The 26271-nt window shown below is 40.3% G+C and carries 25 protein-coding genes, 1 other RNA gene and 1 pseudogene; 4 read left to right on the forward strand and 23 right to left on the reverse strand.

Going from position 1 to position 26271, the window contains the following annotated elements; all coding sequences use genetic code 11:
* Positions 1-8: 8 nt before the first annotated feature.
* The 4 genes from PH210_RS26535 to PH210_RS26550 form a co-directional block, all read right to left on the reverse strand.
* The gene (locus tag PH210_RS26535; RefSeq protein ID WP_289989353.1) at positions 9-926 is read right to left on the reverse strand and encodes a TadE/TadG family type IV pilus assembly protein; all 918 of its coding nucleotides are present in this window, start codon (positions 924-926) and stop codon (positions 9-11) included.
* On the reverse strand, positions 927-1298 hold the full coding sequence (locus PH210_RS26540) for a TadE/TadG family type IV pilus assembly protein (RefSeq protein WP_289989354.1): 372 nt from the start codon (positions 1296-1298) through the stop codon (positions 927-929).
* The gene (locus tag PH210_RS26545) at positions 1298-1807 is read right to left on the reverse strand and encodes an A24 family peptidase (RefSeq protein ID WP_289989355.1); all 510 of its coding nucleotides are present in this window, start codon (positions 1805-1807) and stop codon (positions 1298-1300) included. The genes PH210_RS26540 and PH210_RS26545 overlap by 1 nt, the downstream gene beginning before the upstream one ends.
* 83 nt (positions 1808-1890) lie before the next feature.
* Positions 1891-2055: a Flp family type IVb pilin gene (locus PH210_RS26550; RefSeq protein ID WP_289989356.1), complete on the reverse strand. Its 165-nt coding sequence runs from the start codon at positions 2053-2055 to the stop codon at positions 1891-1893.
* A gap of 288 nt (positions 2056-2343) precedes the next feature.
* On the opposite strand from PH210_RS26550, the gene PH210_RS26555 reads away from it, so the two are divergent.
* Positions 2344-2670, forward strand: a complete 327-nt coding sequence (locus PH210_RS26555) for a DUF192 domain-containing protein (protein ID WP_289989357.1) — start codon at positions 2344-2346, stop codon at positions 2668-2670.
* Between the two features lie 37 nt (positions 2671-2707).
* Here the strand turns inward: PH210_RS26555 and PH210_RS26560 are convergent, their stop codons facing one another.
* Positions 2708-3973 (reverse strand): polysaccharide deacetylase family protein, encoded by a 1266-nt coding sequence (locus PH210_RS26560; protein WP_289989358.1) that lies wholly within the window; start codon positions 3971-3973, stop codon positions 2708-2710.
* 173 nt (positions 3974-4146) lie between these two features.
* Here PH210_RS26560 and PH210_RS26565 point away from each other — a divergent pair, with 173 nt between their 5' ends.
* Positions 4147-4614, forward strand: coding sequence for a hypothetical protein (locus PH210_RS26565; RefSeq protein WP_289989359.1), 468 nt, complete (start codon positions 4147-4149; stop codon positions 4612-4614).
* A gap of 35 nt (positions 4615-4649) precedes the next feature.
* On the opposite strand, the gene PH210_RS26570 is transcribed toward PH210_RS26565, so the two are convergent.
* From PH210_RS26570 to PH210_RS26580, 3 genes are all read right to left on the reverse strand, one after another.
* Positions 4650-4994, reverse strand: coding sequence for a 2Fe-2S iron-sulfur cluster-binding protein (locus PH210_RS26570; protein ID WP_289989360.1), 345 nt, complete (start codon positions 4992-4994; stop codon positions 4650-4652).
* A gap of 3 nt (positions 4995-4997) precedes the next feature.
* Positions 4998-5846: a family 1 encapsulin nanocompartment shell protein gene (locus tag PH210_RS26575; protein WP_289989361.1), complete on the reverse strand. Its 849-nt coding sequence runs from the start codon at positions 5844-5846 to the stop codon at positions 4998-5000.
* Positions 5847-6008: 162 nt separating this feature from the next.
* Positions 6009-6584 (reverse strand): IMEF encapsulin system ferritin-like cargo protein, encoded by a 576-nt coding sequence (locus tag PH210_RS26580; protein WP_289989362.1) that lies wholly within the window; start codon positions 6582-6584, stop codon positions 6009-6011.
* A 152-nt stretch (positions 6585-6736) separates the two neighbouring features.
* Here PH210_RS26580 and PH210_RS26585 point away from each other — a divergent pair, with 152 nt between their 5' ends.
* Complete coding sequence (locus PH210_RS26585) at positions 6737-7414, forward strand: spore coat protein (protein WP_289989397.1); 678 nt, start codon at positions 6737-6739, stop codon at positions 7412-7414.
* Positions 7415-7480: 66 nt separating this feature from the next.
* Here the strand turns inward: PH210_RS26585 and PH210_RS26590 are convergent, their stop codons facing one another.
* From PH210_RS26590 to larB, 8 genes and pseudogenes are all read right to left on the reverse strand, one after another.
* The gene (locus PH210_RS26590; RefSeq protein WP_289989363.1) at positions 7481-8731 is read right to left on the reverse strand and encodes a nickel pincer cofactor-dependent isomerase, group 22; all 1251 of its coding nucleotides are present in this window, start codon (positions 8729-8731) and stop codon (positions 7481-7483) included.
* Positions 8732-8809: 78 nt separating this feature from the next.
* On the reverse strand, positions 8810-9811 hold the full coding sequence (gene pdxA, locus PH210_RS26595; RefSeq protein ID WP_289989364.1) for a 4-hydroxythreonine-4-phosphate dehydrogenase PdxA: 1002 nt from the start codon (positions 9809-9811) through the stop codon (positions 8810-8812).
* Positions 9812-9848: 37 nt separating this feature from the next.
* Complete coding sequence (locus PH210_RS26600; protein ID WP_289989365.1) at positions 9849-11186, reverse strand: four-carbon acid sugar kinase family protein; 1338 nt, start codon at positions 11184-11186, stop codon at positions 9849-9851.
* 257 nt (positions 11187-11443) lie between these two features.
* Positions 11444-13213 (reverse strand): sigma-54-dependent Fis family transcriptional regulator, encoded by a 1770-nt coding sequence (locus tag PH210_RS26605; RefSeq protein WP_289989366.1) that lies wholly within the window; start codon positions 13211-13213, stop codon positions 11444-11446.
* 43 nt (positions 13214-13256) lie between these two features.
* On the reverse strand, positions 13257-14078 hold the full coding sequence (larE, locus tag PH210_RS26610; protein WP_289989367.1) for an ATP-dependent sacrificial sulfur transferase LarE: 822 nt from the start codon (positions 14076-14078) through the stop codon (positions 13257-13259).
* Between the two features lie 195 nt (positions 14079-14273).
* Positions 14274-15620, reverse strand: coding sequence for a gluconate:H+ symporter (locus PH210_RS26615; RefSeq protein WP_289989368.1), 1347 nt, complete (start codon positions 15618-15620; stop codon positions 14274-14276).
* A 575-nt stretch (positions 15621-16195) separates the two neighbouring features.
* A pseudogene (larC, locus tag PH210_RS26620) lies at positions 16196-17677 on the reverse strand (nickel pincer cofactor biosynthesis protein LarC).
* Positions 17674-18432 carry a nickel pincer cofactor biosynthesis protein LarB gene (gene larB, locus PH210_RS26625; protein WP_289989369.1) on the reverse strand — a complete coding sequence of 253 codons (759 nt, stop codon included), beginning with the start codon at positions 18430-18432 and terminating at the stop codon, positions 17674-17676. Before larB ends, larC begins: the two are co-directional and overlap by 4 nt.
* 324 nt (positions 18433-18756) lie before the next feature.
* On the opposite strand from larB, the gene PH210_RS26630 reads away from it, so the two are divergent.
* Positions 18757-19164, forward strand: coding sequence for an LAGLIDADG family homing endonuclease (locus tag PH210_RS26630; RefSeq protein WP_289989370.1), 408 nt, complete (start codon positions 18757-18759; stop codon positions 19162-19164).
* A gap of 336 nt (positions 19165-19500) precedes the next feature.
* Here the strand turns inward: PH210_RS26630 and ssrA are convergent.
* From ssrA to eno, 7 genes are all read right to left on the reverse strand, one after another.
* Positions 19501-19836, reverse strand: a transfer-messenger RNA (tmRNA) gene (gene ssrA, locus PH210_RS26635).
* A 156-nt stretch (positions 19837-19992) separates the two neighbouring features.
* A complete protein-coding gene (gene smpB / locus PH210_RS26640) occupies positions 19993-20460 on the reverse strand; it encodes an SsrA-binding protein SmpB (protein ID WP_289989371.1) in 468 nt (155 codons plus the stop codon).
* 91 nt (positions 20461-20551) lie between these two features.
* Positions 20552-22942: a ribonuclease R gene (rnr, locus tag PH210_RS26645; RefSeq protein ID WP_289989372.1), complete on the reverse strand. Its 2391-nt coding sequence runs from the start codon at positions 22940-22942 to the stop codon at positions 20552-20554.
* 14 nt (positions 22943-22956) lie between these two features.
* On the reverse strand, positions 22957-23703 hold the full coding sequence (locus PH210_RS26650; protein ID WP_289989373.1) for an alpha/beta hydrolase: 747 nt from the start codon (positions 23701-23703) through the stop codon (positions 22957-22959).
* Positions 23704-23962: 259 nt separating this feature from the next.
* On the reverse strand, positions 23963-24196 hold the full coding sequence (secG, locus tag PH210_RS26655) for a preprotein translocase subunit SecG (RefSeq protein WP_223592061.1): 234 nt from the start codon (positions 24194-24196) through the stop codon (positions 23963-23965).
* A 105-nt stretch (positions 24197-24301) separates the two neighbouring features.
* The gene (locus PH210_RS26660) at positions 24302-24844 is read right to left on the reverse strand and encodes a DUF6241 domain-containing protein (RefSeq protein WP_289989374.1); all 543 of its coding nucleotides are present in this window, start codon (positions 24842-24844) and stop codon (positions 24302-24304) included.
* Positions 24845-24968: 124 nt separating this feature from the next.
* Positions 24969-26267: a phosphopyruvate hydratase gene (eno, locus tag PH210_RS26665; protein ID WP_289989375.1), complete on the reverse strand. Its 1299-nt coding sequence runs from the start codon at positions 26265-26267 to the stop codon at positions 24969-24971.
* Positions 26268-26271: the final 4 nt, after the last annotated feature.

Here is a 26271-nt window from a genome sequence, read left to right on the forward strand (position 1 = left end):
AGTCGGGCTTATTCTACAAGCTTGACGCCAAATAGATTATAGTCACCAATTGCAGTACTGCTGCCAATTTCTCCCGGAGAAACCATTTTGATGAATTGTCCGTACAGTTTCTTGTCCTCGTATTTTTCCAGCCAATAGGATGCCAATCCCACCACATTTAAGGTACTCTTCCCGTTGGCGCCATCCCATGAATCGATAACCACTATGGTTACCACCCTGTCACAAGAATTATCGGCGGTACTGGCACTTTGACACTGTGATTTACCCGCATCATTAGCAATTAGAGTATTAATCGCGTCCTGCACTTTTCCTTGTTTGCCCCCTGGTTCGGTCTCAACAATTTTAGTTCCCACCTCATAGGACGCACCGTTTAAGAAAGCATTGGCCAATCCATCTGCACCATTCCCGAAATCAAGATATCCGCAGTTTCCATGATTGGTTCCAGGGTTCGTTTTTCCACAGTTTAATATGGTTGCAGTTGGAACTTGGTCTTGCTCAATGGCCAGTGGTGCGATTCCTTTTGCTTTTTTTAAGGGAGCAATGATTGCTTTAGCTTTGGCACTTACTGAAACGTCATTAATCCCAATTGCTTTCGCAAATGTCATCGGAACATTTACTTGTTTTGTGGCTTTAATAGAATCACTGGTAATGGTTAAGTTACTTTCAGTAATAGCAAAACCATTATTTTGTGAGATATCCTTGGCAATTGAAATGGCATGTGCTTCACTGGATCGAAGCCCTTGTGCCCCGGCAAGAACGGTAGCATCCATCGCTTTTTGCAGTTTACTTTTTTCGGAATATAGTCTCCCGCCATCTATCACTAAAGCAGTAAAGCCTAGAAGAGCAACCATTGAAATGGCCACGATTACTAGTGCCGAACCGCTTTCTTTTCGCAAGTTTAATAGTTTAAATAATATTCGTTTCATTTATTCCACCCTCATTGTTGTGGAGTCTGTTAAGGTTATCGATCCGACGATATTCCCGATAACTGGGGTTAGAAATGTGATTGGATACGTAATCGTAATCGTAACGTTGGATCCCGATGCCCTGGAACCCGAAGAAATGGCCACCTTATCGGCCGTTAATCCAATACTTGCAGCATCGTTTACTGCGGTAGTTCTAATGGATGTATCATCATTCCCAATGCTTGCTGCGCGTGCAGCTTCTCTTCCGGCATGATCCATTGTCAGGTAAACATGAAATATTCGAGCAAAGTCAATAATTCCAAACAATAATAAAATTAATAGCGGCACGACCAGTGCAAACTCAACAAGCGATTGGCCTTTTTCTGACTTCATTACAATCCACCCCAGACAAGTGTACAAAGTGTACCAAGGACAATAGCGACACCATAAGGAAATGAAATGCTGCTTTCTTTGTTTTTCGTTAACATTATTGATCCTATATTGCTTCTTAAAAAAACAACATTAAAGAAAAATAATTTAATTGTGTTTCTTAGGCCGTTAGTTTTAATAATTAGCAGCAGGGCAATTACTCCACCGATTAAGGCTGTGTAAATAAATGAATAGAAAACGAAGCTTGTTCCCATGAGGGCTCCGATCGCGGCCATTAGTTTTACGTCACCGGCTCCCATGCCGCCTAATAGATAGGGAATGATAAGTAAACAAAGTCCAACTAGGAATCCCTTTCCACTAAAAAGAAAACCTTCGATACCTTTAGAAGATAAATTATAAAAAAAAGAGAACAATATTGATGGAAATGTGACACTATTTAAGATTTTTCTGCTTTTTATATCTGTGATAAATGAAATCAGTAAAATTGTCACAAGAACTATTTTTACTAGCATATGGATCTACCTCAGTTTTTTAAGAATTAAGCCCTACTTTATAAGCAGGGCTTTATTTGTGTTATTAATTTAGGTATTAATATTTATTGTAATTTAGCAATTACTTTACTAAAAACTGAAACCAGCTCGTTTTTCAACAAAATTAGGGAACCTGCTACAACTACTCCAACTATTGCAAGAATTAACCCATACTCCGTTAAAGCTTGTCCTTCTTCTTGTACTACTAGATTTTTGATTTTTTTCAACATGTTTTTTCCTCCTAAAAATGGTTTGTTTTTGAGTAATGTTCACTTTATCGAACAACAATCATTTTCGAGGTTCGTTCTATATTCTTAACGAACATTTCTCTCTTTGTTCTGTATAATGAACATTTCTTGAGTAAATAATAGTATGATTGTCCCGAATTGTAAATAGAAATTATGAAAAATGTTCTAAATACTGTACGACAAAGTTCTACATTTTTCACTATTGAGAACAAATCTTCATTAGTATATATTCAATATATAGAACAAATTTTATGATAGGGGCTATTAAATATGGAGCATTCAAGTAGAACTCTTCCTTATTCTATTAACCGTGCAGATTCATTTTTTAAAAGATTGAAAGGATTGATGTTTCGTAAGGATCAGTTGGTGGAGGAGGGATTATGGATTGTACCGTGCAATTCCATCCATATGTGCTTTATGAATTTCGATATTGATGCAGTGTTCCTTAATAAAGAGGGGCAAATTGTAAAAATGGTAGAAAAACTAAAACCGTGGAAATTTGTGAAACCGGTACAAAATGCTTACTCCGTCATTGAACTTCCACCAGGTACTGTTGCAAAATTAGGTTTAAAACAGGGAGACATGCTTAAACTCTAAAAAAACAAACCATCTCACACACGCGAGATGGTTTGTTTTATTGATACGCCTTTACATTTAATAATTTGTCTAATCCCACGATTTCAAAGTTTCTCTTTTGCAGTTCCTTAATAATGATTGGCAGGGCTTTTTTTGTTTCCGTTTGTTCTGGAGTGGAATGCATTAAAATAATTTCGCCGTTTCTAACATTATCCACGACATTTTTTACAATGTTACTGGCTTCCTTTTGCGACCAATCAAGTGTGTCAATCGACCAAATCACAACCGAATAGCCTTCTTGTCGGGCAATGGCAGCTACTTGATTATTTGTTTCTCCATAAGGCGGACGGAGAATCTCAGGACGATGTCCAATAATCGCGGCGATTGCGTCATCTGTTTTTTCCAATTGAGATTGTATTTCTTGATTATTTAATCGAGTTAAATCTACATGGCTGTAACTATGGTTTAGGATTAAATTTCCCTTTTCATAAGCTTTTTTTACAATGTCAGGGTGTTTCTCAACATTACTTCCAACAAAAAAGAAATTTCCCGTAACCTTATATTTATCTAATATATCAATGATCGCGGAAGTAATCGAGGCATCAGGACCATCATCAAATGTGAGGGCAACCCTTTTTACATTAGGACCATTAATGTAGACATTTTCTTGTCCCTTGGAAAAATTGACGATTAGTTTCCGCCATTGCACCATTTTATCCCAGGCAGAAGCAGATAGTTGATTTGAGTTCCCTTTAATATCAAGTAAATATCGTTCCGACCTTTGTTGATTAAAAACTGAGATATGATCTACAGTCTTGGTCTTCTCTGGAAGGATGAATTTTAGTTGGATATCTGCATTAATATTGTATGTGTATATTTTGTCGTTATTGAATTCTGATACTTGAGCTGGACTTCCAAAATAGGCTTTAATCTCATCGAAGGTAATTTCCTGAAGGTCATTAGAATAGGAGCGAACATCGAATATTTTCCCTTCAGCATTAAAACCGAAAGCAATTCCCCTTTTTTCAAATGTTGCATAATAGCCTGAGCCGGCACGGTCAATTCGGTCTGGCTCTCCCCATTTTTCTTTCACTTGATCGATGGTGCTATCGAGAGAACTAAATTCGCAAGCCTTGACCAATCCTAATTTTGCCTTATTATTTATTTCCTCTAATTGGATGGATATAGGATTTACTTCTTTCGGCTTGAGCTCCGTTTGCTTTGGCGGCAAATCTTCAACCGTTCTTTTATCTCGTTGTTGTGAAGTACATCCTGCTAAAAGAAATAAAGCTATTACGATGAAGAGAAATTTCCATTTAACCACGATTCACACATCCCCTCAAATTGCCCTTCAGCTATAATAGACGTTTTATCTGATGAAGTGTTTCATAAAATTGTCAAAATTAAGTGCTGGAATCTTATTGACAATGATTCTCATTATCTTTAAAATGACGGTATAGATAATAGAGATATTTTTTACGAAGGGAGATTATCAACATGTTTAACATGCTATATGGGTTGAAGGATATTCATACGGTTATTACTAATCATCGTAAAATCGGCGGGGCCGCCGAAGCGGATTCGATTCGCTTATCGTCCGGTGAAACCTATCAAAACCCGGTGTTTACTAATGTTGATATCTCTAAAGGGCAATATGTATCCGTCTGCTTTATCGATGAAAATGGTACGAATATGATTATCCATATTGATCAAATTGCAGTCATCAAAGGACTGCAGCACAAATTAATCTGCCAGCTGAATAATACTTATATTAAACAATTATTGCTTCGCGATACGTTGCAATACTTACAAAAACTTTGTGAAGTAAACCAAGGCTTTGTCACAAGCTCCTTTAAAAAAGAAGCCCTTAAACTTGTTCGCGATATTAGTGTGAGGGAATTGAAAAACCATAACATTTCACTTCCATTCTCAGTTGAAGAAAAATTAGTGCAATTATTTGCATAGCAAAACGAGGTCCCTTTCATGGCGGACCTCGTTTTTTATTGAAGTATTTCTGCCTGGCAGGCTAGGCGATATCCATTGTTTAATGCATTTGCCAGCTTTTTGTGTTCCTGCTCATTCGGCTGGGATAGTGTTGGACCTTGTAAAACCTTCACGGTACATTGGCCGCATGTTCCTTTTCGACATTTGTACTGAATTGGCTTCCCTTGGTTCAGAGCCACGTCTAGCAGCTTCCCTTTAGCCGGGGAAATCTCAAATTTTTGGCTTCCTTGTTGAATAACGATTTTTTTAGGAATTGGCTTTACTACTGGTTGTGGCCGCTGTATGGCTGGCACTGTGCTGCCAGGAATGAGGGAGCCAACCGTAAATGCTCGCTGCCTCACCGGTTAATCCCCTATCGATTCCAGCGTGCAGATGGCGGACGGCCGTTTAATTCTTAAAACAACGGTTTCATATACACGGAACGGATGGTTCATCCCTTCCTGCCCCATATAGGCTGTATCAAAATCCTCTGATACGGCAAGATCGAGATTGTTTCGTCCGGTATTGAGGATGACTCCAGCCCTGCCTTTTAACATCGGCGATTGGAACACCCCGTCTGTCACCAATTCACGAATATGTTCAATTTCTAAAACATTGGTATCCTTATGTACACGGTGGATAAGGGAATAAAGTTCCGGAGAAAGGACAAGCGCAAATGGTCCATGGTGATTCATCTCGAGCAGCTTGCTTCTGGCCTCGACGATATCCTGAAAGGCACTGCCTGATTCATACCATTCCCCAATTAAATGGGTTAGACGGCCTGAAACATTCATTAATCCTGGGATATCGAATTCCTTTGCCCCGTGAAAAATCATTTGTTCCTCTAAATTGGCGACATCTCTGGCTGCGTTGGCAGCAGGTGAGAAATCAATCGGAATGTCTAATACCTTGGCTTGTTCAAGGTCGCGCCAAAATAAAACGAAGTCCTTATATAGTAAGGGAATCGTATGGTTGACGCGTTTGCTGGATTCGAAGGTGGTATCAAAGGAGCCCTGAATATCCATTTTTGCTTCGTTGTTTTCCGTAAATATGTCATTGGCTATTGCTTGAACTCCGCGTCCGAGCGGGCCGTATAATTCGATAAATCGACGGCCGACGAGCTGACGGCGGGCAGTATCAATAACGGTTTTATCTAATTGGGAAAATTCTTGATCCGTTAGGGGCGAATCAGGGAATAATTGTGATTTGTTCATTCGTTTTTCCTCTCCTTTTTAAATAGATGGTTCAGGATTTCGCGCGTTTTTGAGTGATTTCCGCGAATTCTAGCCGTTATTCCGCGAAGTTTGATAATAATTCCGCGGAATCTAAGATTAATTCCGCCAGCTTTGCGATTTATTCCGCGAAACCCCCGTTTTTTATCTTAAACTTCCAACTGTAAATCCTTTTTTCATTTTGGCTGGGACGGCTACTGGAGCTGATGCAGCTGGTGCAGAGCCCGAGCGGTCTAAATGATCATGATGCTCGTCATGATGGGCATGCGGGTCAACATAGTTCGTATCAAAACGGCTGTTGATCTCATTTAACATCGCCTTTACCTGCTGATAGTCCTGGTAGGAAACTTCCCGCAATTGATTTAGCAACGTGCTCCGCTCTGCATCTGTAAAGCGAAATAAGGCTAAATCCAGGTGTTCCACAAAGTTATGTAAGCCGAATTTTTCAAGATTGAGCTCTTGCAAAAGTCGATTAAATTCATTATTGGTCGGAGCGAAATCCTTCTCGCTTTTTTCCTTTTCAAATTTGCTGATGAGTGGAATTAGTTCAACCAAGCGCGACAGCCGTTGCTCCTCCTCTTCAAAAATATGGTGATAATATAATCGTTCATGATCATCAGTTGCATTTTGAATAACCGGATCGAGCATGTTCATAAATTTTTCAATTGCATCCTTTGTGGTGGTAAAAATCCGATAAAATACCTTCAATTCTTCTTTCATTATGTACACCCCTGAATAATCAACTAGAATTCATTATTGACGTTCAGGGGTATCTTTAAAACTGCTCTTTCCATTATTTTTGAATAACTCCCGCCTCCCGAAACATACTAATTATGGTTATGTTCATTACCAATAGGAGGAGATCAATTATGATGCAAAACCAACCACAAGGACAAATGCACCAAAATATGCATACAGGAGCAGTACCGCCGCAAATGAATCACGGCGGACATGAACTTTTCGATGTACATGAAGTGATATCAAGCGCTATTGGTACGATGAATTCGTATTTAATGCTGCGTCAGCACGTAAAAGATCCAGAATTAATGGATATTCTCGATCGTCAGTATCAATTTATGCAGGATGAATACAACATCACCTTGGAGTGTTTCAAAACAGGACAAGATCCATCGAAACCGACAGGGAAATATATGATGAAACAAGGCAATGATTGGGTCTATGGCATGAAGCCTTCTCAGCCGAAAAAACCTTGGCAATCCGCATCGGAGATTAATGATGAATACATTTCAAGCTGCATGCTTGCCTCTTGTAAAACAGGCGCTTCGATGAAGACTGTAGCTGCATGTGAGGTAACTAATCCGGTTGTGCGCCGTGTACTTGCTGACTCCGTCCCGAATTGTATTGAAATGGCTTACGAACTTTCTATTTATCAAAATAAAAACCATTACTACCAAGTTCCGCAGCTTGCCCAGCAGGATATGCAGCAAATCTTGAACGCATTTGCTCCTGCACAAGGCATGCCACAGATGCAAAACAATATGAACAACATGAATACGAACAATATGAACATGAATAATATGAACCATTAAAAAAAGCTATCCTTTCCGATGTGGAAAGGATAGCTTTTTTCTGTGTTTGTTTATCTTAAATAACTGCTACAAAGACAAGAAATAACCATCTGCATCAAACTTCATTTCTTGCAGGTCCTCTAAAACTTCGATGTTTTCTTTATCCTTTAACTCACTAAAAATAACTTCAGATACATATAACTCCCCAATGTGAAGGGTATTTGGGATTCTTACGATTCTTGCCTCTTCCGAAGCCACTCCCCAAGTAGCGCGTAAAGCCGCTTTTAGTGCTTCTTGGTCATTATCAAGAACAATTGGGATACTAGCCCGAGCTAAAAATGTACTTGTGACTACATTTTCATTCATAGTTTTCAAATCGATCTTTTCGAATAAACGCTTGGTTGTCAGGTCCGCCAAGCCAATTCCTAATGCATTACCATGGCTTACTTCACTTAAATTGGAAGCAATCACATATTTGATACTTGGCTTTTTCGGCTCTTCTACTCCTAAAACACGGATTCGGCCAATAATATTCGTATCCATACCCGTGCCGCTGAAGTTTTTGCCAATCTCATCAACGACCAAAATATCGATTTCATCGACTGGTAGACTTGGCATCAAGTTAAAGGCTTTTTTCAATAATTCTCTTTCACGTTCTTCAATTTGCTCTGGTTCAATCGCCTCAATGATCGCCGTTTCTTCATGAGCATTTTCCACAATTGCAACACCAAATAGAGTATTGGATTTGGCAATCGCCACTTTTCCTACTTCAGGCATCATCTCACTAATTCCATAAATGCCATAAGTATGTAAAGCCAATGCCTGCTTATGTTTGCCCATACCGATGGAGGCCATTTTCAAAACGCCGCTTTCGATTTTATTTTTAAAATCGGTATGCGGCTTCACACGGCCCATTACGATAATTCCATCAGCATTATAAGCAATCTTATCCACATAAACAGGAATGCCTGCTGACGTGACTCCGACTTCCACCACATCCATGGATGAACGAATTTCACAGCCAGTGAATTCTTCCGTACAACCTAAACTTTCCACCATCTCTTTTTGCCCTTCAGCTGTTGCGCCTCCGTGGCTTCCCATGGCAGGAATGATAAACGGTGTTGCCCCTCTTTTCTTAATTTCATCAGCCACACTTTTCACAATTAAAGGAATGTTGTTAATCCCCCTGCTTCCTACGGTAATGGCAATCTCCATGCCAGGCTTAATTTTTTCATCGGCATTCACATGGTTAAATTGCTCAGAAATCGTTCCGGATATATCCTTTAGACTTTCCACCACAAAATTTTGTCTGATTTTAGCCATTTTAGGAAAAGCCATCATACAAGTCCCCTTTCTTTATTTGACAATACGTGAATAGCAAGAGATCATCGATGACCTCTTGCTTGAACATCTTTATTATAATTTCTCAGGAGCCAATTCAATCGCCATCCGAATTGCTTCTTTCAACGAAAGCTCATCCGCAATATTTTTTCCGGCGATATCAAAAGCTGTTCCATGGTCAACGCTTGTACGAATAATTGGAAGACCAACCGTAATATTGACACCAGCTTCCAGACCCAATACTTTAATTGGCCCATGCCCCTGATCATGATATTGTGCTACAACAATATCAAAATCGCCGCGTCTTGCTCTGAAGAATAGGGTATCGGCTGGAAGAGGCCCTTGCACATTAATTCCTTCTGCCTGTGCTTTTTCTACAGCAGGAATGATTTTTTCTTCTTCTTCTCCATTTCCGAAAAGTCCATTTTCTCCGGCATGAGGGTTAATTCCGCAAACAGCGATGCGTGGAGAATTAATCCCTGCTTTTTGTAATGTATCATGTGCCAGCTTGATAACTGTATATTGACGGTCAACATTAATTTTATTAACCGCATCGATAATTCCGATATGGGTAGTTACATGAATAACACGTAATCCAGGAGCTGAAAGCATCATTGCAAAATCTTTAGTATTTGTTAATTCAGCTAATATTTCAGTATGCCCAGGATAAATATGACCAGCTTTATGAAGCGCCTCTTTATTTAAAGGTGCGGTACAAATTCCATGAATTTGTTTTTCATTTGCAAAAGCAATTGCCTTTTCTAAATAGCGGAATGCCGCATTTCCTGCCTCAGAAGAAACTTGTCCCCACGGTAAATCTTCAGAAACTAAATCCAAATCGATAATATCGATGGTTCCGTATTGGAACTTTGCTTCTTCTGGATTTGTAATGCTATTCAATTGAAGATCGCTATTGGTTACATCTAAAGCTCTTTTTAAAATTTTAAGATCGCCAATTACAAATGGTCGACAATTTTCATAGATGTTTTGATCGTTTAATGATTTAACTATAATTTCCGGCCCTACTCCTGATGGATCCCCCATTGTAATCGCGATGCTTGGTTTGTTGGCTGCCATTTTTGTTTCCTCCCATTATAAAATTTCCAGTTGTTATTTATGAAATATTTGTATATCGCCAATCGCAGTTTTCAACTTGCGCATTAACTTCAGTAATCGTTTGAAGAGCTTTCGAAAGAGCTTGTTCAGTTCCAAAAGCGCCCGCTTTTGTCACAAGCGGCATCCCGTCGAAGAAGCCGCCGAACAATTTCCCGTAAGGAATACCAGCTTCTACTTCACCAATCACCCGAATTCCTTCGCCATTCAATACTTTACATGTGGCGCCTGCAATTTCACCGCCTGTTAAAACGGCTCCGCAAATCTTCCTGCTTTCTATTAATCGGCCGGCAATGATCCCCATCGATTGAGCAATGGTATTCCCTACATCAAAGTTCGATAAACCAAGCTGGAGTTGAAGCTCCTTCACCCTGTTGATGGTTTCGCGCTCCCGGTTGGTTGTGATCACTAAATCGCCTTTTTCCAATAAAGCTTGACCCGTTTTCACAATGCGATCAATTTCACATTTTCTTCTATCTTCATAAAAGAATTCTTCAGGAGAAATCACAATTTCTTCAACATGATTTTTCTCTTTAAGCACGTCTATTTGCCGATCAATGATCGGATTCACACTGCCTGCTACCACTAGTACTGGAAGTCTTTCCCCAGATTGTTTACTGCATAATTCCTCCTCAGGCTGACCTGTGTTGAAAAGATGATAAGCAATCCCAGCTGAACCAACCCAAAGAAAATTCTCATGTAAAATTTCTGCAGCTTCCACAATTGTCTCTAGTTCTTCATCCGTAGTGGCATCAACGATAATGATTTTCGACATTTCACCTGAGGACAGGTCATGCATTTTCTCAGATAGATGGCTTTTTCCTTTCCTTACATCAGAAATGGAAATGATTTCGATCTCTCGCTTACTTTGCTCCTGCAGCAATTTAGGCAGGTAACTTTCTTTAACGGGGGTGACCGGATCTTGAGCGATTTCCGTTTCCCCTAATAAGATACCATTAACAAAATGATTACCATTCATTGTAATCCTGTTGCTTTTTGGGAAAGCTGGGACAACAAACGAAATCTTATAGTTAAATACATCCATGACGGCATCAATTTCAGGACCAATATTTCCCCTCATGGTGGAGTCTATTTTCTTAAATATCTTTGGAACATTTAGGTTTTTCAATTGTTCTGCCAGATGAAAAACGACACCGTATGCCTTTCTCGAATCTACCGCTCGGCTATCTGAATTTAAAACTATGACATCTTCATTTAAATGTGATGGTTGTAATGTTGTATCTGAAAATAGCACATTGGTGTGTAGGCCCTGTTTGGCAAATTGGACACCCGTGTCATTTGCACCTGTTAAATCATCTGCTATCACCGCTAGTTTCACCTACATCCCTACCCCCTTTACGCGCAATTACAATATGTTTGCGTTTTATTATTTTTAGTCCGGCTTCAATTGCCTATTCAAGTTTGGCTCTCATAACGGCTCAAATTACTGTTTCATTTTCAAGCGTTAAAAACGCTTTCAGCACTATTAATATTAAATCAAAATGTTGCATTTAGCAATATTTATTTTTAATAATTCTATAAAAATACGAAATCGTTGCTATTTGCATCAATTTTGCCATAAAAAAAAGCAAGCTACTATTTTAGCTTGCGCCATAAGGTCGAGCGGTTAATCCCTAAACGTTTAGCTGCTTTGGATTGATTCAGCCCTTCCTCTTCGAGCACCTTCGTGATTACTTGTTTTTCGATTTCTTCCAATGTTCCACTTAAATCGATCGGTGCCAATGAATCACTCTTCTTCTCCTGCTGATCGAATCTTTTTAAAACGACGTCAACATCTTCTTTTTCAATATAATAAGCTTTTGTTTGTAAAAACAATTGCTCGATGGCTTGTTTGAGCTGTTCAACATTTCCTGGCCAATCATAGTTGGTCAATTCCATTAATGCGTCCTGTCGAATCCCCACCACCAAACTGCCATATTTGGGATGTAATTCAGAAATAAAGACATGAACCAAGTCCTCAATATCTTCTCTGCGTTCCCGGAGCGGCGGTATACAAATGGTTAATTTTCCTAACGAATGATACAATTCACCATTAAACGTGCCAGTTTTGACCTTTTCTTCCATATTGCATTCCGAAGACGCAAGCCATTGCACCTTATGATGCTTTTCATTCTGGATGATTTTAATTAATTCATTTTGCATGTAGCCGTTCAGCTGACCGATGTTCTTTAAGTATATAACCCCATTCGCAAACTTTTGGAGAAAGTCATCGTTTATCAAATCCTTTAGCTGCTCTGCGTTTACTACGTCACAATGCACGACGACAAATGGTTCATTCATCGATTTCCTTTTTGAATAAAGGGATTGGGCAACTAATTCTTTGCCATTTCCCGTTTCTCCAATAATCCAGACGGGTTCTTCACTTTTACTGTATTGATCGATTTGCTTTAACACCCGCTGTATCGATTCACTTTTTCCTGAAATCGGGGTATACGATGCGGATGTATGAATTTCTATCGCATTCTTTTGGATACTTTCCCGAACCTGAAAATGCGTTTGATGAGGAAGGCTTTTTTCAAAATACAAGACAACCGCTTCCTCTTTAGAGCTTGCTGTTATTTTCCAAAACGAAGGATGGATGTGGATGGTTTTGATTTGAGTTTCATCTCTCGTCTCTTGTATTAATCGTTTAATTTCCGGCAAATTCTCTAGGTTCATACCATGAAATTCTTTATTGAAACGCTCATTTCCATATACCATTTTATCTTGGCGGTTAAAAACCCCGACCGCCTGTTCATTGCAATCGAGAATCGACTGAAATAAAGAAACATCCTGTTGGAGCTGCGAGTATATCCGATAAGTCCTTCTCGCTTCTTCTAGTGCATCAATAATAGCTTCCTTGCCAGAAGTAATGAGGACTCCTGTCAGCCCCAATCGCCTGGCAGACTGGACCGTTACAACGTCTCCAATGACCACCTCATGGCCAAGGCTTTTTAAATGGGCTAATTTTTCTTGAACCTCGATCTCCTGTGTAATCGTGAATGTTTCAATATCTAAATCAAGCAGCTTACAGATCGTAGCAGCCCCATGTGTAATATTCGAGAAACCAACAATGGCAGCTTTACGTGAAAATCCTTTTACGAGTGTGATAATGCGTAATACATCATAGCCAGTCACCTGGATATCAATCACAGGTAAAGATACGGCCTCCTGAATCATCGAAGCTGTTCCGCCGCGGCTGATGATGACATGGTAGCCATTATGCTCAGCTGCCTTGGCAATAGCCACCCCTTCATGCAAGTTCCCTAATTCAATATCTAATTGAATGTCATCCACCTGTTGCTGGATTTCTTTCATCATTTCAAGCAATCCCTCATAAGGGACAATCACCAATGCCTTCATCATTACCCTTCACCTACTAAGATATCCTCTATTCTTCTATTTTCCATTATTGGCTCACCTTAGTAAAGCTTGGTTTCAACACTTTATTCATGCTGCCACTGACATAGCCTTGAAGATCAAGCGTGACATATTTATAACCGAAGTGTTGGAGGTTTTCCAATATATCTTGGTGGTGCGCCAGCACTAATGGCAAGTCCTGAGGCTCTACTTCAATTCTTGCGATCTCTTGATGAGTCCGCACGCGCACTTGTCTAATTCCCAAGCCTTTGATATAAGCCTCAGATTTTTCAATCTTCGTTAATTTTTCCTGCGTAATTTTTTCACCATAAGCAATGCGGGACGATAAACAGGCGAAAGAAGGTTTTTCCCAAGTAGGCAAGTTTAATTGTTTCGAAAGCTCCCGGATTTCTTCTTTAAAAAGATTCGCCTCTTGAAGCGGCCCGCGGACACCATGTTCTCTGGCAGCACGTACGCCAGGACGATGCTCACTCATATCGTCAGCAATCAAACCATATACTACGTTTTCGAACCCCTGTTGATGCATAATCGGAATAATTTGTTCAAACAAGCCATTTTTACAGAAATAGCAGCGGTTTTGGTCATTTTCTACATAGCCCGGTATATTTAATTCAGAGGTTTCAATCACTTGGTGGGCTGCGCCAATCGTTTTTGCTAATCTTTTTGCTTCCTCTAATTCACTGGAAGGGTACGTTTCCGAATCAGCCGTCACAGCCAGGACTTGTCCCACTCCTAAAACATCGACAGCTACTTTTAATAAAAACGTACTATCCACACCACCAGAAAAAGCGACAACTACATTACCCATTTCACGTAAAATTTCTTTCAACCGTTCATACTTCTCATTCATGCCGAATTCCACCTATCTCAATATTTTAAACCATTTCAGATTTCAACTTATGCATTTTGCAACACCATTAAAAGTATAAGCTAATTTCAATTAAAGTAAAAGCAGGCAGTAACTGATTTGCAATATTCGCAAATTATTTGTCTATTAAAAAAAGAAACCATTTTATAGAATCTATAAAATGGCCCCTTCTTTATTTTAAAAGAACATATCTAATATTAAAGTGAAGACTAATCCTGATACACCAACGATTGTTGAGAGCACTGTGTAAGTTCCAAATGCTTCTTTGATGTTCATGCCTAAAGATTCTTTAACCATCCAGAATCCAGCGTCGTTAACGTGGGATGCAATCGCACTTCCGGCTCCTGTTGCCAAAGCAACCAGTTCTAAGTTAACATCCGGCATAGTGGAAAGCAATGGAAGTACTAATCCAGGAGTTGTTAAGGTAGCAACCGTTCCAGATCCTAAGCAAACACGTAATAATGCTGCGACAATCCAGGCAAAAAGAATTGGCGACATATGGGTACCTTCAAATAATTTTGCGACATAATCACCAACATGGCCATCAATAAGCACTTGTTTTAAGGCGCCGCCGCCGCCGATAATTAAAAGCAGCATTCCCAAAGCATTCACCGCTGAGGAACAAGAATCCATTAACGTTTTCACCGGAATTTTTCTTTGTAATCCCATGGTGAAGACTGCAAATAAAACGGAAAGAATCATAGCAGAGTCAGAGTTCGTAATAAAGCGAATAAAACCTACTAATGCATTATCCTTAAATCCTAATTCTGGCTGTGTGATATCGACAATAGCACCAATAGACATTAAGATAACAGGAAATAATGCAGTGAAAACAGAGATGCCAAAACCTGGTGTTTCTTCTAATTTAAATGTTTTTTGTACACCGAAAGACGAACTGCCTTCTTTAGTGAATGCAGACGGCACAATTTTTTGCGCAATTTTTGGATACCAAATACCAGCTATAATGACCGTTGGGATGGCAATGATGATTCCGTAAAGTAACATGAGACCAACATTGGCATGGTATTCTGCTGCAACTGCAATTGGGCCCGGATGCGGCGGCAAGAAAGCATGAGCGGCTAGTGCAGCTGTAACCATCGGAAGACCTAGTTTTACAACGGAAACTTTTAGTTCTTTAGCAATCGAGAAAATAATTGGGATTAATAATACAATGGTAACTTCAAGGAATAAAGCGATTCCGCAAATGAATGAAGCGATTAAAACAGCCCATTGAATTCTTTTTTCACCGAATTTATTAATTAAGGTTGTTGCGATTCGGTGAGCACCACCTGCATCGGCGATTAATCGGCCAAGCATGGCACCAAGTCCAAAGATGATTCCAATATGACCAAGCGTTCCACCTAAACCGGTTTCAATTGAATGAACAACATCCTTCATTGGAATGCCCAATGCTAAAGCAACAAGATATGAAACAATGATTAACGAAACGAATGTGTTCAATTTAAAGCGCATAATTAAAATAAGTAATAATACTACCCCTATTGCAATTATTACTAAAGGCATAATTGTTTTCCCCCATCTTCCTTCTTTTTTATAAAAATATTAGATGATTTCTTTTACATCTGACGTATATCGAAAGTTCTTACATACAACGTTTCTGCCACCTCACCAAATGACTCTATGCAGGTTTGCAAATGCTTTCATCAAAGCGGATAAAAATATCAGGAGTTTAAACTCACTGATCTTTATTCCCTATTATTCGCTTGAATTAGAAATGTTGTTCTATGAAACACTATTTTCTTAACCTAATGATAAAATTGCAACATTTTTATCAGGCGTGTTTATAGAATTAGCAATAACTGTCGTATATCGCATCACATGTTAACGTTATCATTTTATAATCTTCATTAAAAGTTGTCAATAGGACAGGTTGTATTATTTTTTGTTAGTTTTTTCAACAAATATCATTTTGATGAAAGATCACCTCTTATTTTCGCAACATAATTGGGCGTGTTGACCTTTTATCGTTTGTTGAACTATTTTTATTCTCTCCTAAAATCTGCAAGGTATTACCAACTATTAATGATAAAAAAAAGCGGATAAAGGCCCGAAACCTTTACCCGCTTTTTTGAACATTTTTATTCATCTTGATCTAGTTTCTTCCAAACCTGCTCATAGACTTGTTTCAATGGGATCCGATGAAGTTTGGCTATTTCTTTACACTCCTCATACTCTGGGGCTCTTTGGACAAGCAGACCTTGATAATACCCTTCTTTCACCGTCACAGGGCCCCACGCGGTTTCGACTCGCTTAAACTGTCTCTCAAGCCGATGGACCGTTAAGGGATAGTAGCGCACCCCTAAAGTGGTGGTTTCGTTAAATAATATTTCTTTCATTTTTTCTAATTTGTGTCGCGAGGAAAGAAGCTGCAGCATAACTCCCGGCCGATTTTTTTTCATATAGATGGGGGTATAAAATACATCGTTCGCCCCTGCTTCAAAAAGTAAATCCATGACATAACCGAGCCATTCACCCGGTACATCATCTAGATTCACTTCCATCTTGACCATTTCATCATCAATATGTTCGTTGTTATGAGGATGTGAAACCAATTTTACTCCTCCTAGGGCCTATTCTCCAACTATGACACGGAGTACATTTGGACGGTCTTTAAAAGTTTTTGTTCCAGCACCGTACCCAATTGATTCTACTTTCATAGATGGAATCGCGCAAAATTCTTCTGCCAGCACTGCTACGATAGCTGCACCCGTTGGGGTTGTTAGTTCAAATCGCACATTGCTTTGTTCAATCGGTACACCTTTTAATACCTCTAGCGTGGCTGGTGCTGGAACAGGATAAATACCGTGATCAATATGTATTTTTCCTGATCCGACAGGAACTGGTGAAGATTTTATTTTCTTAATGTCTAACTGATGAATTAAGATGGCAGCTCCAACAATATCAATGATCGAATCGACTGCACCTACTTCATGAAAATGAACTTTTTCTAGTGGCATACCATGAATATGCCCTTCTGCTTCACCAATTTTCCGAAAGATTTTTAATGAAGTCTCTTTCACTTCAGGTTCCAATTCGGATGATTCAATCATTTTTACAATATCACTGTATGAACGGTGATGATGATGGTGATGATCATGTTCATGTTCATGTTCATGATTATGTTCATGTTCATGATCATGGTGATGGTCATGGTGATCATGTTCATGATGGTGATCGTGTTCTTGATGGTGGTCATGCTCGTGTTGATGATCATGTGCATGATGGTGGTCATGCTCGTGTTGGTGATCATGTTCATGATGATGTTCATGTGCATGATGATTCTCATGTTCATGATGATGTTCATGTCCGTGATGATGGTCATGTTCATGATGGTGATCGTGTTCATGATGGTGGCCAGTTTGTGCTAACACTACATCAAACTTAGTACTTGTGATTCCATTCTTCACGATTTTCTTCCACGTCAAATGATATTCATCTTCAAAATTAAGCTTTTTTAATTCATTTTCTAAAACAGACGGATCTGCCCCTGCATCTAAAAGCGCTCCAATGAACATATCACCGCTGATCCCCGAAAAACAATCGATATAAAGTGTTTTCATCCCTTGTTGCCTCCTTTTCTTGCGATTTTATCAATCAGTACCGCGTTGTAGGCAGCACCAAAGCCATTGTCGATATTTACAACACTGATGCCAGACGCGCACGAATTCAACATGGTCAATAACGCTGATAGACCATGGAAATTGGCCCCATAACCAACGCTGGTTGGAACCGCGATGACCGGATGCGATACGAGTCCCCCAACGACACTTGGCAACGCGCCTTCCATTCCTGCTACCACTACTGAAACAGTCGCTTGTTGGATTTGTTCAATATTGTCAAATAATCGGTGAATCCCAGCAACACCCACATCATAAAAGCGACGTACTTCACTTCCTAATGCCTCTGCTGTTACGGCTGCTTCTTCGGCCACTCTCAAATCTGATGTGCCTGCACAAACAATTGCAACGTAACCTTGATAAGAATCCTGACTATTTTTGTTCTCTTTCCAAAAGAGAATCTGTGCTGTTTCATTATAGATAAATTCAGGATGCTCCCGAAGGATAAAATCAGCTTTTTCTTCTGAAATCCGTGTAACTAAGACATCATTACCTTTTAATTTGATGGCTTGAATGATGGAAAGGATTTGTTCTTTCGTCTTCCCTTCCCCATAAATCACTTCCGGGAACCCTTGACGATTCTTGCGATGATGATCGACCTTGGCAAAGCCTAAATTCTCATATGTGGCTAACTTATCTTTCGCCTCTGAAACACTTAATTTGCCTTCTTGAACTTGCTGCAATATCTCTTCCAGCATTATTTTCACACCCTAAACAATCTGTTTTCCGAATCCATATTTCCTATTATTTTCCTTGACAGGTTCAAAAATACTTTGAAACATCATTAGCTAACATTTCATATCGCCAGTATTTTTATAGCCCCCCAATTATAGAATATTTTTCGGTAAATACATAGCCAAAAGATTCTTACTATTACTTTGGTTTTGTCAATTCCTATTGATGTCCGCTTTTCACATTTCCATATTATTGCAAATTATTGATTGTTATAGTAAAACAGAAAACAGAACTAACGTTCTATATTATATATCGTTTTTATTTTAATAAAGGAGGTAGAGTCCCTAATGGAATGCTGGGAAGAAGCTTATATTGCAGGGATAATTGATGGTGAAGGCTCCATTTCTTTAACAAAAATGCATGAAAATGAACATCGGCGGCCTTACATTTCAATCGCCTCAACAGATAAAGAACTCTTAGTTTACATTCAATCCTTAGTTGGGGGACAACTCAATACAAAAAAGAACTATAATCCTAATCGCCACAAAGATTCATTTACCTTAAATATAAAGAAAAAAGAGTCAGTCATATTAACGTTAAAACAAATTTCCCCGTTTCTTAGAGTGAACAAAAAAAGAAATCGAGCTTTATGGATACTGGAAAACTATGAAAAGTGTACTCCGAGGAACGGTAAATATAATAAAGAATTACTTAAAAAGAAAATAGCCTTTGAGGAGTCTTTTTTTCAAATATAAAAAAGACCAGCTTCTCAGCTGGTCTTGTATCCACCTTATGTATGGTGGAGACGGCGGGACGTGCGTTTCCATGCTTTCGTCATGGCACTGACTATATCTTGAACCTGCTAATGAACAGGTCCTCCGGCGTCTTATGCGAAACATATATTTGCCTTTGATAGGCTGAATTTCGCATCCTAGTACTACCACTTAAACATGGCAGCCTATAAGTCGATACACGGCTGTTGGATTACTCCACATACCGCTCGGCATTGCCCTATCGCAGTTAAGCGACTTAGGTTTCACCGATAAAGCCGGATTATCACTTGCGTGTTACCACACAAGGCGACTAATAACTAATCGAACCCGCGTCCAAAGATATCGGCACTTAAGCTTCTACGAGTGTAGTCGACATATTCGCGTTTCGCTGAGCCATTTGCCTATCGACAGGCGTCCGGTCAGCTAGTCTGGTTGTTCTCTTCCTTCGCCCTCAGACGGTGGACTCCGGCGTAGCCTACTAAGAGTGAGTCCGCTACCCTACCACATAGGCGATGGAGGGGCGAACAGCTATGCAGTATTAAGCTGCGAAAGCTAAGTTGTTGTTAGTTTTGCCAGTTATAGGCGTTGACGTTTTAACGAGGCCGATCCCCTCGACTCGCAACCCAAGCTCGAACTACCCCTGTCGAATCCGTAGCGTCCCCATTATAAAATGCGCTAAAACAACTTAATGTTTCTAGCAGACGATATCGGATGCTCAACAAGTTGTTTGAGCAAAAGATTGTGTCGCAACTTGGCGACAAACTTATTATAACACAATGTGAGTAGATTTCAATTGTAATTATTTGTAAGTTACATTTTCTGACGATCGCGGAATGCCCGTTCAATCTCACGCTTCGCTTCTTTTTGCTTTAACGCTTCACGCTTATCATAATTTTTCTTACCTTTGGCCAGCCCGATTAACACCTTGCAAAAACCATTTTTCAAATACATTTTCAATGGAACAAGTGCATATCCCGCTTCTTTGGTTTCGCCGATGAGCTTATCGATTTCACGCTTATGAAGCAAAAGCTTTCTTGTTCGCAATGGGTCGTGATTGTAACGATTCCCCTGCTCGTATGGGCTGATGTGCAATCCAATTAATACAGCTTCCCCATTTATTATTCGTGCATAGGAATCCTTGAGATTGGTTTTTCCTGCTCGAATGGACTTTATCTCAGTCCCCTGAAGAACGATGCCGGCTTCGTATGTTTCTTCAATAAAGTAATCATGGTAAGCCTTTTTATTATTCGCAACGACTTTCCCTTCACCTTTTGGCATATTTTTCACCTCGTTTATGAAGTTTATTTTAGCAAAATAAACTAGCCTGTACAATTAAAAGAGAGCCTTTTTAGTCAGGCCCTCCCTCATCTTAAAAATTCCGTTTGTTTTTCCGCTTCGTGCTCTTGTTTTTTGGGACATTTTCGTAAAATTTACGTTTCTTTTTCGACTTTTTGCCTTGACCGCCGCCGGCTTCGGAACTGCCTTGCTGGCTGCCGCCTTGGTTGTTGCGGTCCTTGTTTCGTCCGCCCTGTTGCTGCTGTTTATTCCTGCGCGGCTTATTGGTATCACTGCCGGTTTTAAAAACTTTTGGTGTTTCTGAACGATCCCGGCGCGGCGTCCCCTTCATGCCGACAATTTCAAAATCAATCACACGTTCTTCCTTATTAACCTTTACAACACGAACAGTGATCTCATCGCCGATACGGAACACATTCCCTGTCCGCTCGCCAATCATCGCATAATGGCGCTCATCAAATCGGTAATAATCATCGGTCATGTAGCTGACATGGACAAGACCCTCGATGGTATTGGGAAGCTCGACAAACATTCCGAAGTTGGTCACCGAGCTGATAATGCCGTCATACTCAACACCAATCTTATCCTCCATGTATTCGGCTTTCTTCAATTCATCCGTTTCCCGCTCGGCATCGACGGCACGGCGCTCCATTTTTGAAGAATGCTGGGCTATTTCCGGCAATTGGGCATTCCATTTTTCCCGAGTCGCTTCATCCAGCTTTCCTTCAATTAGATAAGTCCGAATCAACCGATGCACGATAGTATCAGGATAACGGCGAATCGGCGAGGTGAAATGAGTATAAAACTCCGTTGATAAACCGAAATGTCCGAGACTCTCAGGATCATACTTTGCCTGCTGCATCGAACGAAGCATGACGGTTGAAACAACCATCTCTTCCGGCTTTCCTTGAACCTCTTCGATAATTTCCTGCAAAGCCCTAGGATGAACATCGTTAGCAGTTCCTTTTACGATATAGCCAAAGTTGGTAATAAACTCGAAAAACTTCCGCAGCTTATCTTCCTTAGGATCTTCATGAATTCGGTAAATAAACGGAACTTCCATCCAGTGGAAATGTTCAGCGACCGTTTCGTTTGCCGCTAGCATAAACTCCTCAATTAATCTCTCGGCCACTGAGCGCTCACGAAGAATGACATCCGTTGGCTTGCCTTCCTCATCAACTAACACCTTTGATTCTTTAAAATCAAAATCGATTGCCCCGCGCTTCATCCGCTTATTTCGAAGAATAGCCGCGAGCTCTTCCATCAATTCAAACATAGGAACAAGAGGTTCGTACCGGGTGCGAGTTTCTTCGTCTTTATCAATGAGAATTCGGTTCACATCATGGTAGGTCATCCGCTCGGTAGTTTTAATTACACTTTGAAAAATTTCATGCGAAACGACAGTACCCTCTGAGGAAATCTCCATTTCACATGATAAAACGAGCCGGTCCACCTTTGGGTTTAACGAACAAATTCCATTCGATAACCGGTGCGGAATCATCGGAATCACTCGGTCTACCAGGTATACACTTGTCGCCCTGTCCTCTGCCTCAACGTCAATAGGTGTGCCTTCTTTAACATAATAGCTGACATCGGCAATATGAACACCAAGCTTATAGTTGCCGTTTTCAAGCTTCGTAACGGTTACGGCATCATCAAGGTCCTTTGCATCAGCTCCGTCAATCGTCACAATGGTTTCATTGCGGAGATCGCGGCGGTTGGCCAATTCACTTTCATCAATGGTATCTGGGGTTTCATTCGCTTGCTTTAACACATCATCTGGAAAGGCCATCGGCAGTCCGTGCTTATGTATGACAGAAAGAATATCTACACCCGGGTCGTTTTTGTGGCCCAGGATGGTGATGACTTCACCCTCTGCACTTTTTCGCCCTTCCGGATAGGTAACAAGCTTTACCACTACTTTATGACCCTCGACCGCTCCCTTAGAGGCAGATTTGGGGATAAAAATATCACTGGCAAACTTTTTATCATCGGGAATCACAAACCCGAAGCTTTTGCTCTCCACATACGTCCCGACCACTTGCTGGACGCCGCGCTCTATTATGCGGATGATGCTTCCTTCCCGGCGCTGCCCTGACGATTCTGAAGAAACTCGGGCTAAAACGATATCCCCATGCATCGCTGTGTTTGTTTCATTTGGCGGGATAAAAATATCATCCATACCTGGTTCATCCGGAACGACAAATGCAAAGCCTTTCGCATGCCCAGTCAGCTTACCGCGGATTAAATTCATTTTTTCCGGCAAGCCATAACGGTTGCTGCGGGTGCGGACAACCAGACCTTTTTCTTCCATTTGCACGAGTGCTTTGACAAATTCCTTAAAGGCACTGGAATCTTCAATGCCAAATGCTGTTTCCAGCTCCTGAACCGTTAATGGCTTGTAAGCCTCGTCTTTCATATATTGCAAAATCCTGTCTATGTGCTTTTGTATGTTTTCTTCCAAAAAAATCTCTCCTTTTAATCGCGCCAGTCCAGTTTTTCTAAAAAGGCGAAAACATCTTCATGCAGCTGGTCGCGTTCCTTATCAAGCGTAATAACGTGCCCCGACTCTTCGTACCATTTGATTTCCTTTTCAACTGACTCGATATCGTTGTAAATAATATTGGCACTTTCGGTGTTGATCATATGGTCGTGGCGTGCCTGGACCACGAAGGTTGGCGCATAAATCATGTCGACATTATCGCGAACCTCTGCGATTAATCCTTGCAGCGCTTTTAAGGTGTTCATCGGTGTCTGTTTAAACTCGTTCATTTCCAATTCGATTTGCTCGTCTGTTTTTCCTTCTCGTTTCTTAAATTCCCGAGCATAATCGAGAACACCCTCGTACATCACGTCTTCACTTTTTATATACATTGGCGCACACATCGTTACAATTCCTTTTATAGGTACAGTGTATCCTAATTTCAATGAAAATACGCCGCCAAGGGAAAGTCCGGCTACTGCAATTTCTTCATGGCCTTTATTTTTTAAAAATTCATAGCCCTTTAAAACGTCCTGCCACCAATCCTCAGGACCAGTGTGAACGAGTTCTTCCGGCGGGACCCCATGCCCTTTGTAATGAGGTGCATGGCTGGTGTAGCCTTTTTTTTCAAGGAATCGTCCCAGCATCCGGACATCCGCGGAATTGCCGGTGAATCCATGCAGCAAAAGAACAGCTCTCTTTCCTCCTTCAAAGGTAAATGGCTTTGGTAAAGTAACTTTCATGAAAAAAACTCCTTCTATATAATTAGCTTATCTTAGTTTAAGCAAAGCAGTGGTGAACATTCCAGAAAAAAGGCTTATAGGAAGTGGATTTCGCGGGTTTTGGTGTTTATTTCGCGGGTTTCATGAATTATTTCGCGTGTTTTACGATTATTTCGCGCACTTTCAAATTTATTTCGCCTATTTACACAATTATTTCGCGAGCACCCACTTTTACACACAAAAAAACCTGACCCAAGGGCCAGGTTCTGCATTTCTATTATTAGATTTTAAAGTAAGTAACAGCAAGAGCAAGTAGGAAAAATAAAACAGATAATACAATCGTAATACGATGTAAGATTAAATCAATTCCACGTGCTTTTTGCTTACCGAATAGGGATTCAGCACCACCTGAAATGGCACCAGATAATCCAGCGCTTTTACCAGATTGAAGTAATACAACAATAATAAGTCCAATACTTACGATCACTAATAATGTAACAATTAATGCATGCATGAAGGCCACCTCCTGTTAGAACGTACATTTCACAGTATTCTTAATTTACCATATTATTTCCCTTTTAACAATAGGAGTTATTGTGACAGCTTTTGGGAATGCCGTTTATTGTTTGACTTTAAAGTTCTCTTCGATAAAATCTCTTTCTTCTTTGGAGGAGGCAATTCTCTTTGCTTTCCCGACTGTTCCCTCCTGAAGGTCCCAGATTTCATTATGATCCTCGTCGACACGGGAAAAATCACCTTTAGCCCAGCGCTTTAAAATACTGTAATAAATATCCGTGTTTTTATAGTTTGCCTGATTTTCTTTCACTACTTCTAATAACCGATTTACCCGTTTTTTGGTTAACGGAATCGCTCCCCACTTTTTATCTGCCACTACCTTTTGATGCGACATTAGGTGAATGGCATCCCTTATGTCATCTTCAGACATATTTGAAGGAAAATCTTTAGCAATTTCTTCACTGTTCTTGTCCTGAATTTGTATAACGCTTTCTCCTTCGTCCGTTTTTTGTACTTTAACAGTTACCGCATCCTTTTGAATCGGCAATGCCCCTTTTGAAAAATAATAAATAAATCCCAAAGAGAGAACAGCAAAGAGAATAATGATTCGTTGTGTTCTTGATAGGTTAGATAGATATTTTTTCATCTTTGTCTCCCCTGCTTTTTCGTTTATTTTTATATTAAACGTGAACTGGTTATTTCCCTGCTTTTTTATTCCAAAAAAAAGCAAAACCCCTGCCCAATAAGAGCAGGGGTTATTTTTATAAAAATTACTTCTTAAGATTGTAGAATGATTTAAATCCGTTGTATAGGCTTGTTTCACCTAATTGGTCTTCAATGCGAAGCAATTGGTTGTATTTCGCCACACGGTCTGTACGTGATGGAGCACCAGTCTTGATTTGACCAGCGTTCGTTGCAACGGCAATGTCAGCAATGGTGTTGTCTTCTGTTTCACCAGAACGGTGAGAAATCACAGCTGTGTAGCCAGCGCGTTTTGCCATTTCAATCGCATCAAACGTTTCAGTAAGTGTACCGATTTGGTTCACTTTGATAAGGATGGCGTTGCCAATTCCTTTTTCAATACCTTCAGCTAACTTTTTAGTGTTCGTAACAAATAAATCGTCACCCACTAATTGAACTTTTTTGCCAAGACGCTCAGTTAACAGCTTGTGGCCTTCCCAGTCGTTTTCGTCTAAGCCGTCTTCGATTGAGATGATTGGATATTTAGAGCTAAGTTCTTCATACCAATCAACCATTTCTGCAGATGTTTTTACAACACCTTCGCCTGCAAGATGGTATTTTCCATCTTCTTTATTGTAGAACTCGGAAGATGCAGCATCCATTGCCAGCATTACTTCTTCACCAGGCTTGTAGCCAGCTTTTTCGATAGCTTCTACGATGGTTTGAAGTGCTTCTTCGTTTGAACCTAAGTTTGGTGCAAAACCGCCTTCGTCACCAACAGCCGTGTTAAGGCCTTTAGATTTTAAAACGGATTTTAGGCTGTGGAAAATTTCAGCACCCATTCGAAGTGCTTCTTTAAAGTTCGGAGCACCTACTGGCATAACCATGAATTCTTGGATATCCACATTGTTATCCGCATGTTCGCCGCCATTTACGATGTTCATCATTGGCACTGGAAGCTGCTTTGCGTTGAAACCGCCAAGGTATTGGTACAAAGGAATATCTAAGTAGTTTGCAGCCGCATGAGCAACTGCCATAGAAACGCCAAGGATAGCGTTAGCACCTAATTTGCCTTTGTTTTCAGTGCCGTCAAGCTCGATAAGGGCGTTATCAACAGCCACTTGATCAAGGACGCTGAACTCTTCGCCAACAAGCATTGGAGCAATAATTTCGTTTACATTGTCAACCGCTTTAAGAACGCCTTTTCCAAGGTAGCGCTCTTTGTCGCCGTCACGAAGCTCAACCGCTTCGTATTCACCAGTTGAAGCACCGCTAGGAACTAAAGCGCGGCCAAAAGCACCGGATTCAGTGAAAACTTCAACTTCAACAGTAGGGTTACCGCGGGAATCTAATACTTCACGTGCATATACATCAGCAATAAATGGCATTTGT

It is taken from the genome of Paenibacillus sp. BSR1-1 (assembly GCF_030403775.1).
GTDB lineage: Bacteria > Bacillota > Bacilli > Bacillales > Cytobacillaceae > Neobacillus.

Bases quoted from the DNA above. Each gene is read 5' to 3' on its own strand.
- PH210_RS26565 (WP_289989359.1), top strand. From the start codon at position 4,147: ATGTTTAACATGCTATATGGGTTGAAGGATATTCATACGGTTATTACT.
- PH210_RS26580 (WP_289989362.1), bottom strand. From the start codon at position 6,584: ATGAAAGAAGAATTGAAGGTATTTTATCGGATTTTTACCACCACAAAG.
- PH210_RS26550 (WP_289989356.1), bottom strand. From the start codon at position 2,055: ATGTTGAAAAAAATCAAAAATCTAGTAGTACAAGAAGAAGGACAAGCT.
- PH210_RS26540 (WP_289989354.1), bottom strand. From the start codon at position 1,298: ATGAAGTCAGAAAAAGGCCAATCGCTTGTTGAGTTTGCACTGGTCGTG.
- pdxA (WP_289989364.1), bottom strand. From the start codon at position 9,811: ATGGCAGCCAACAAACCAAGCATCGCGATTACAATGGGGGATCCATCA.
- PH210_RS26605 (WP_289989366.1), bottom strand. From the start codon at position 13,213: ATGATGAAGGCATTGGTGATTGTCCCTTATGAGGGATTGCTTGAAATG.
- PH210_RS26590 (WP_289989363.1), bottom strand. From the start codon at position 8,731: ATGGCTTTTCCTAAAATGGCTAAAATCAGACAAAATTTTGTGGTGGAA.
- PH210_RS26535 (WP_289989353.1), bottom strand. From the start codon at position 926: ATGAAACGAATATTATTTAAACTATTAAACTTGCGAAAAGAAAGCGGT.
- PH210_RS26555 (WP_289989357.1), top strand. From the start codon at position 2,344: ATGGAGCATTCAAGTAGAACTCTTCCTTATTCTATTAACCGTGCAGAT.
- eno (WP_289989375.1), bottom strand. From the start codon at position 26,267: ATGCCATTTATTGCTGATGTATATGCACGTGAAGTATTAGATTCCCGC.
- PH210_RS26615 (WP_289989368.1), bottom strand. From the start codon at position 15,620: ATGCCTTTAGTAATAATTGCAATAGGGGTAGTATTATTACTTATTTTA.
- PH210_RS26630 (WP_289989370.1), top strand. From the start codon at position 18,757: ATGGAATGCTGGGAAGAAGCTTATATTGCAGGGATAATTGATGGTGAA.
- PH210_RS26650 (WP_289989373.1), bottom strand. From the start codon at position 23,703: ATGAAAGTTACTTTACCAAAGCCATTTACCTTTGAAGGAGGAAAGAGA.
- larB (WP_289989369.1), bottom strand. From the start codon at position 18,432: ATGCTGGAAGAGATATTGCAGCAAGTTCAAGAAGGCAAATTAAGTGTT.
- larE (WP_289989367.1), bottom strand. From the start codon at position 14,078: ATGAATGAGAAGTATGAACGGTTGAAAGAAATTTTACGTGAAATGGGT.
- PH210_RS26575 (WP_289989361.1), bottom strand. From the start codon at position 5,846: ATGAACAAATCACAATTATTCCCTGATTCGCCCCTAACGGATCAAGAA.
- PH210_RS26585 (WP_289989397.1), top strand. From the start codon at position 6,737: ATGCAAAACCAACCACAAGGACAAATGCACCAAAATATGCATACAGGA.
- PH210_RS26660 (WP_289989374.1), bottom strand. From the start codon at position 24,844: ATGAAAAAATATCTATCTAACCTATCAAGAACACAACGAATCATTATT.
- smpB (WP_289989371.1), bottom strand. From the start codon at position 20,460: ATGCCAAAAGGTGAAGGGAAAGTCGTTGCGAATAATAAAAAGGCTTAC.
- secG (WP_223592061.1), bottom strand. From the start codon at position 24,196: ATGCATGCATTAATTGTTACATTATTAGTGATCGTAAGTATTGGACTT.
- PH210_RS26545 (WP_289989355.1), bottom strand. From the start codon at position 1,807: ATGCTAGTAAAAATAGTTCTTGTGACAATTTTACTGATTTCATTTATC.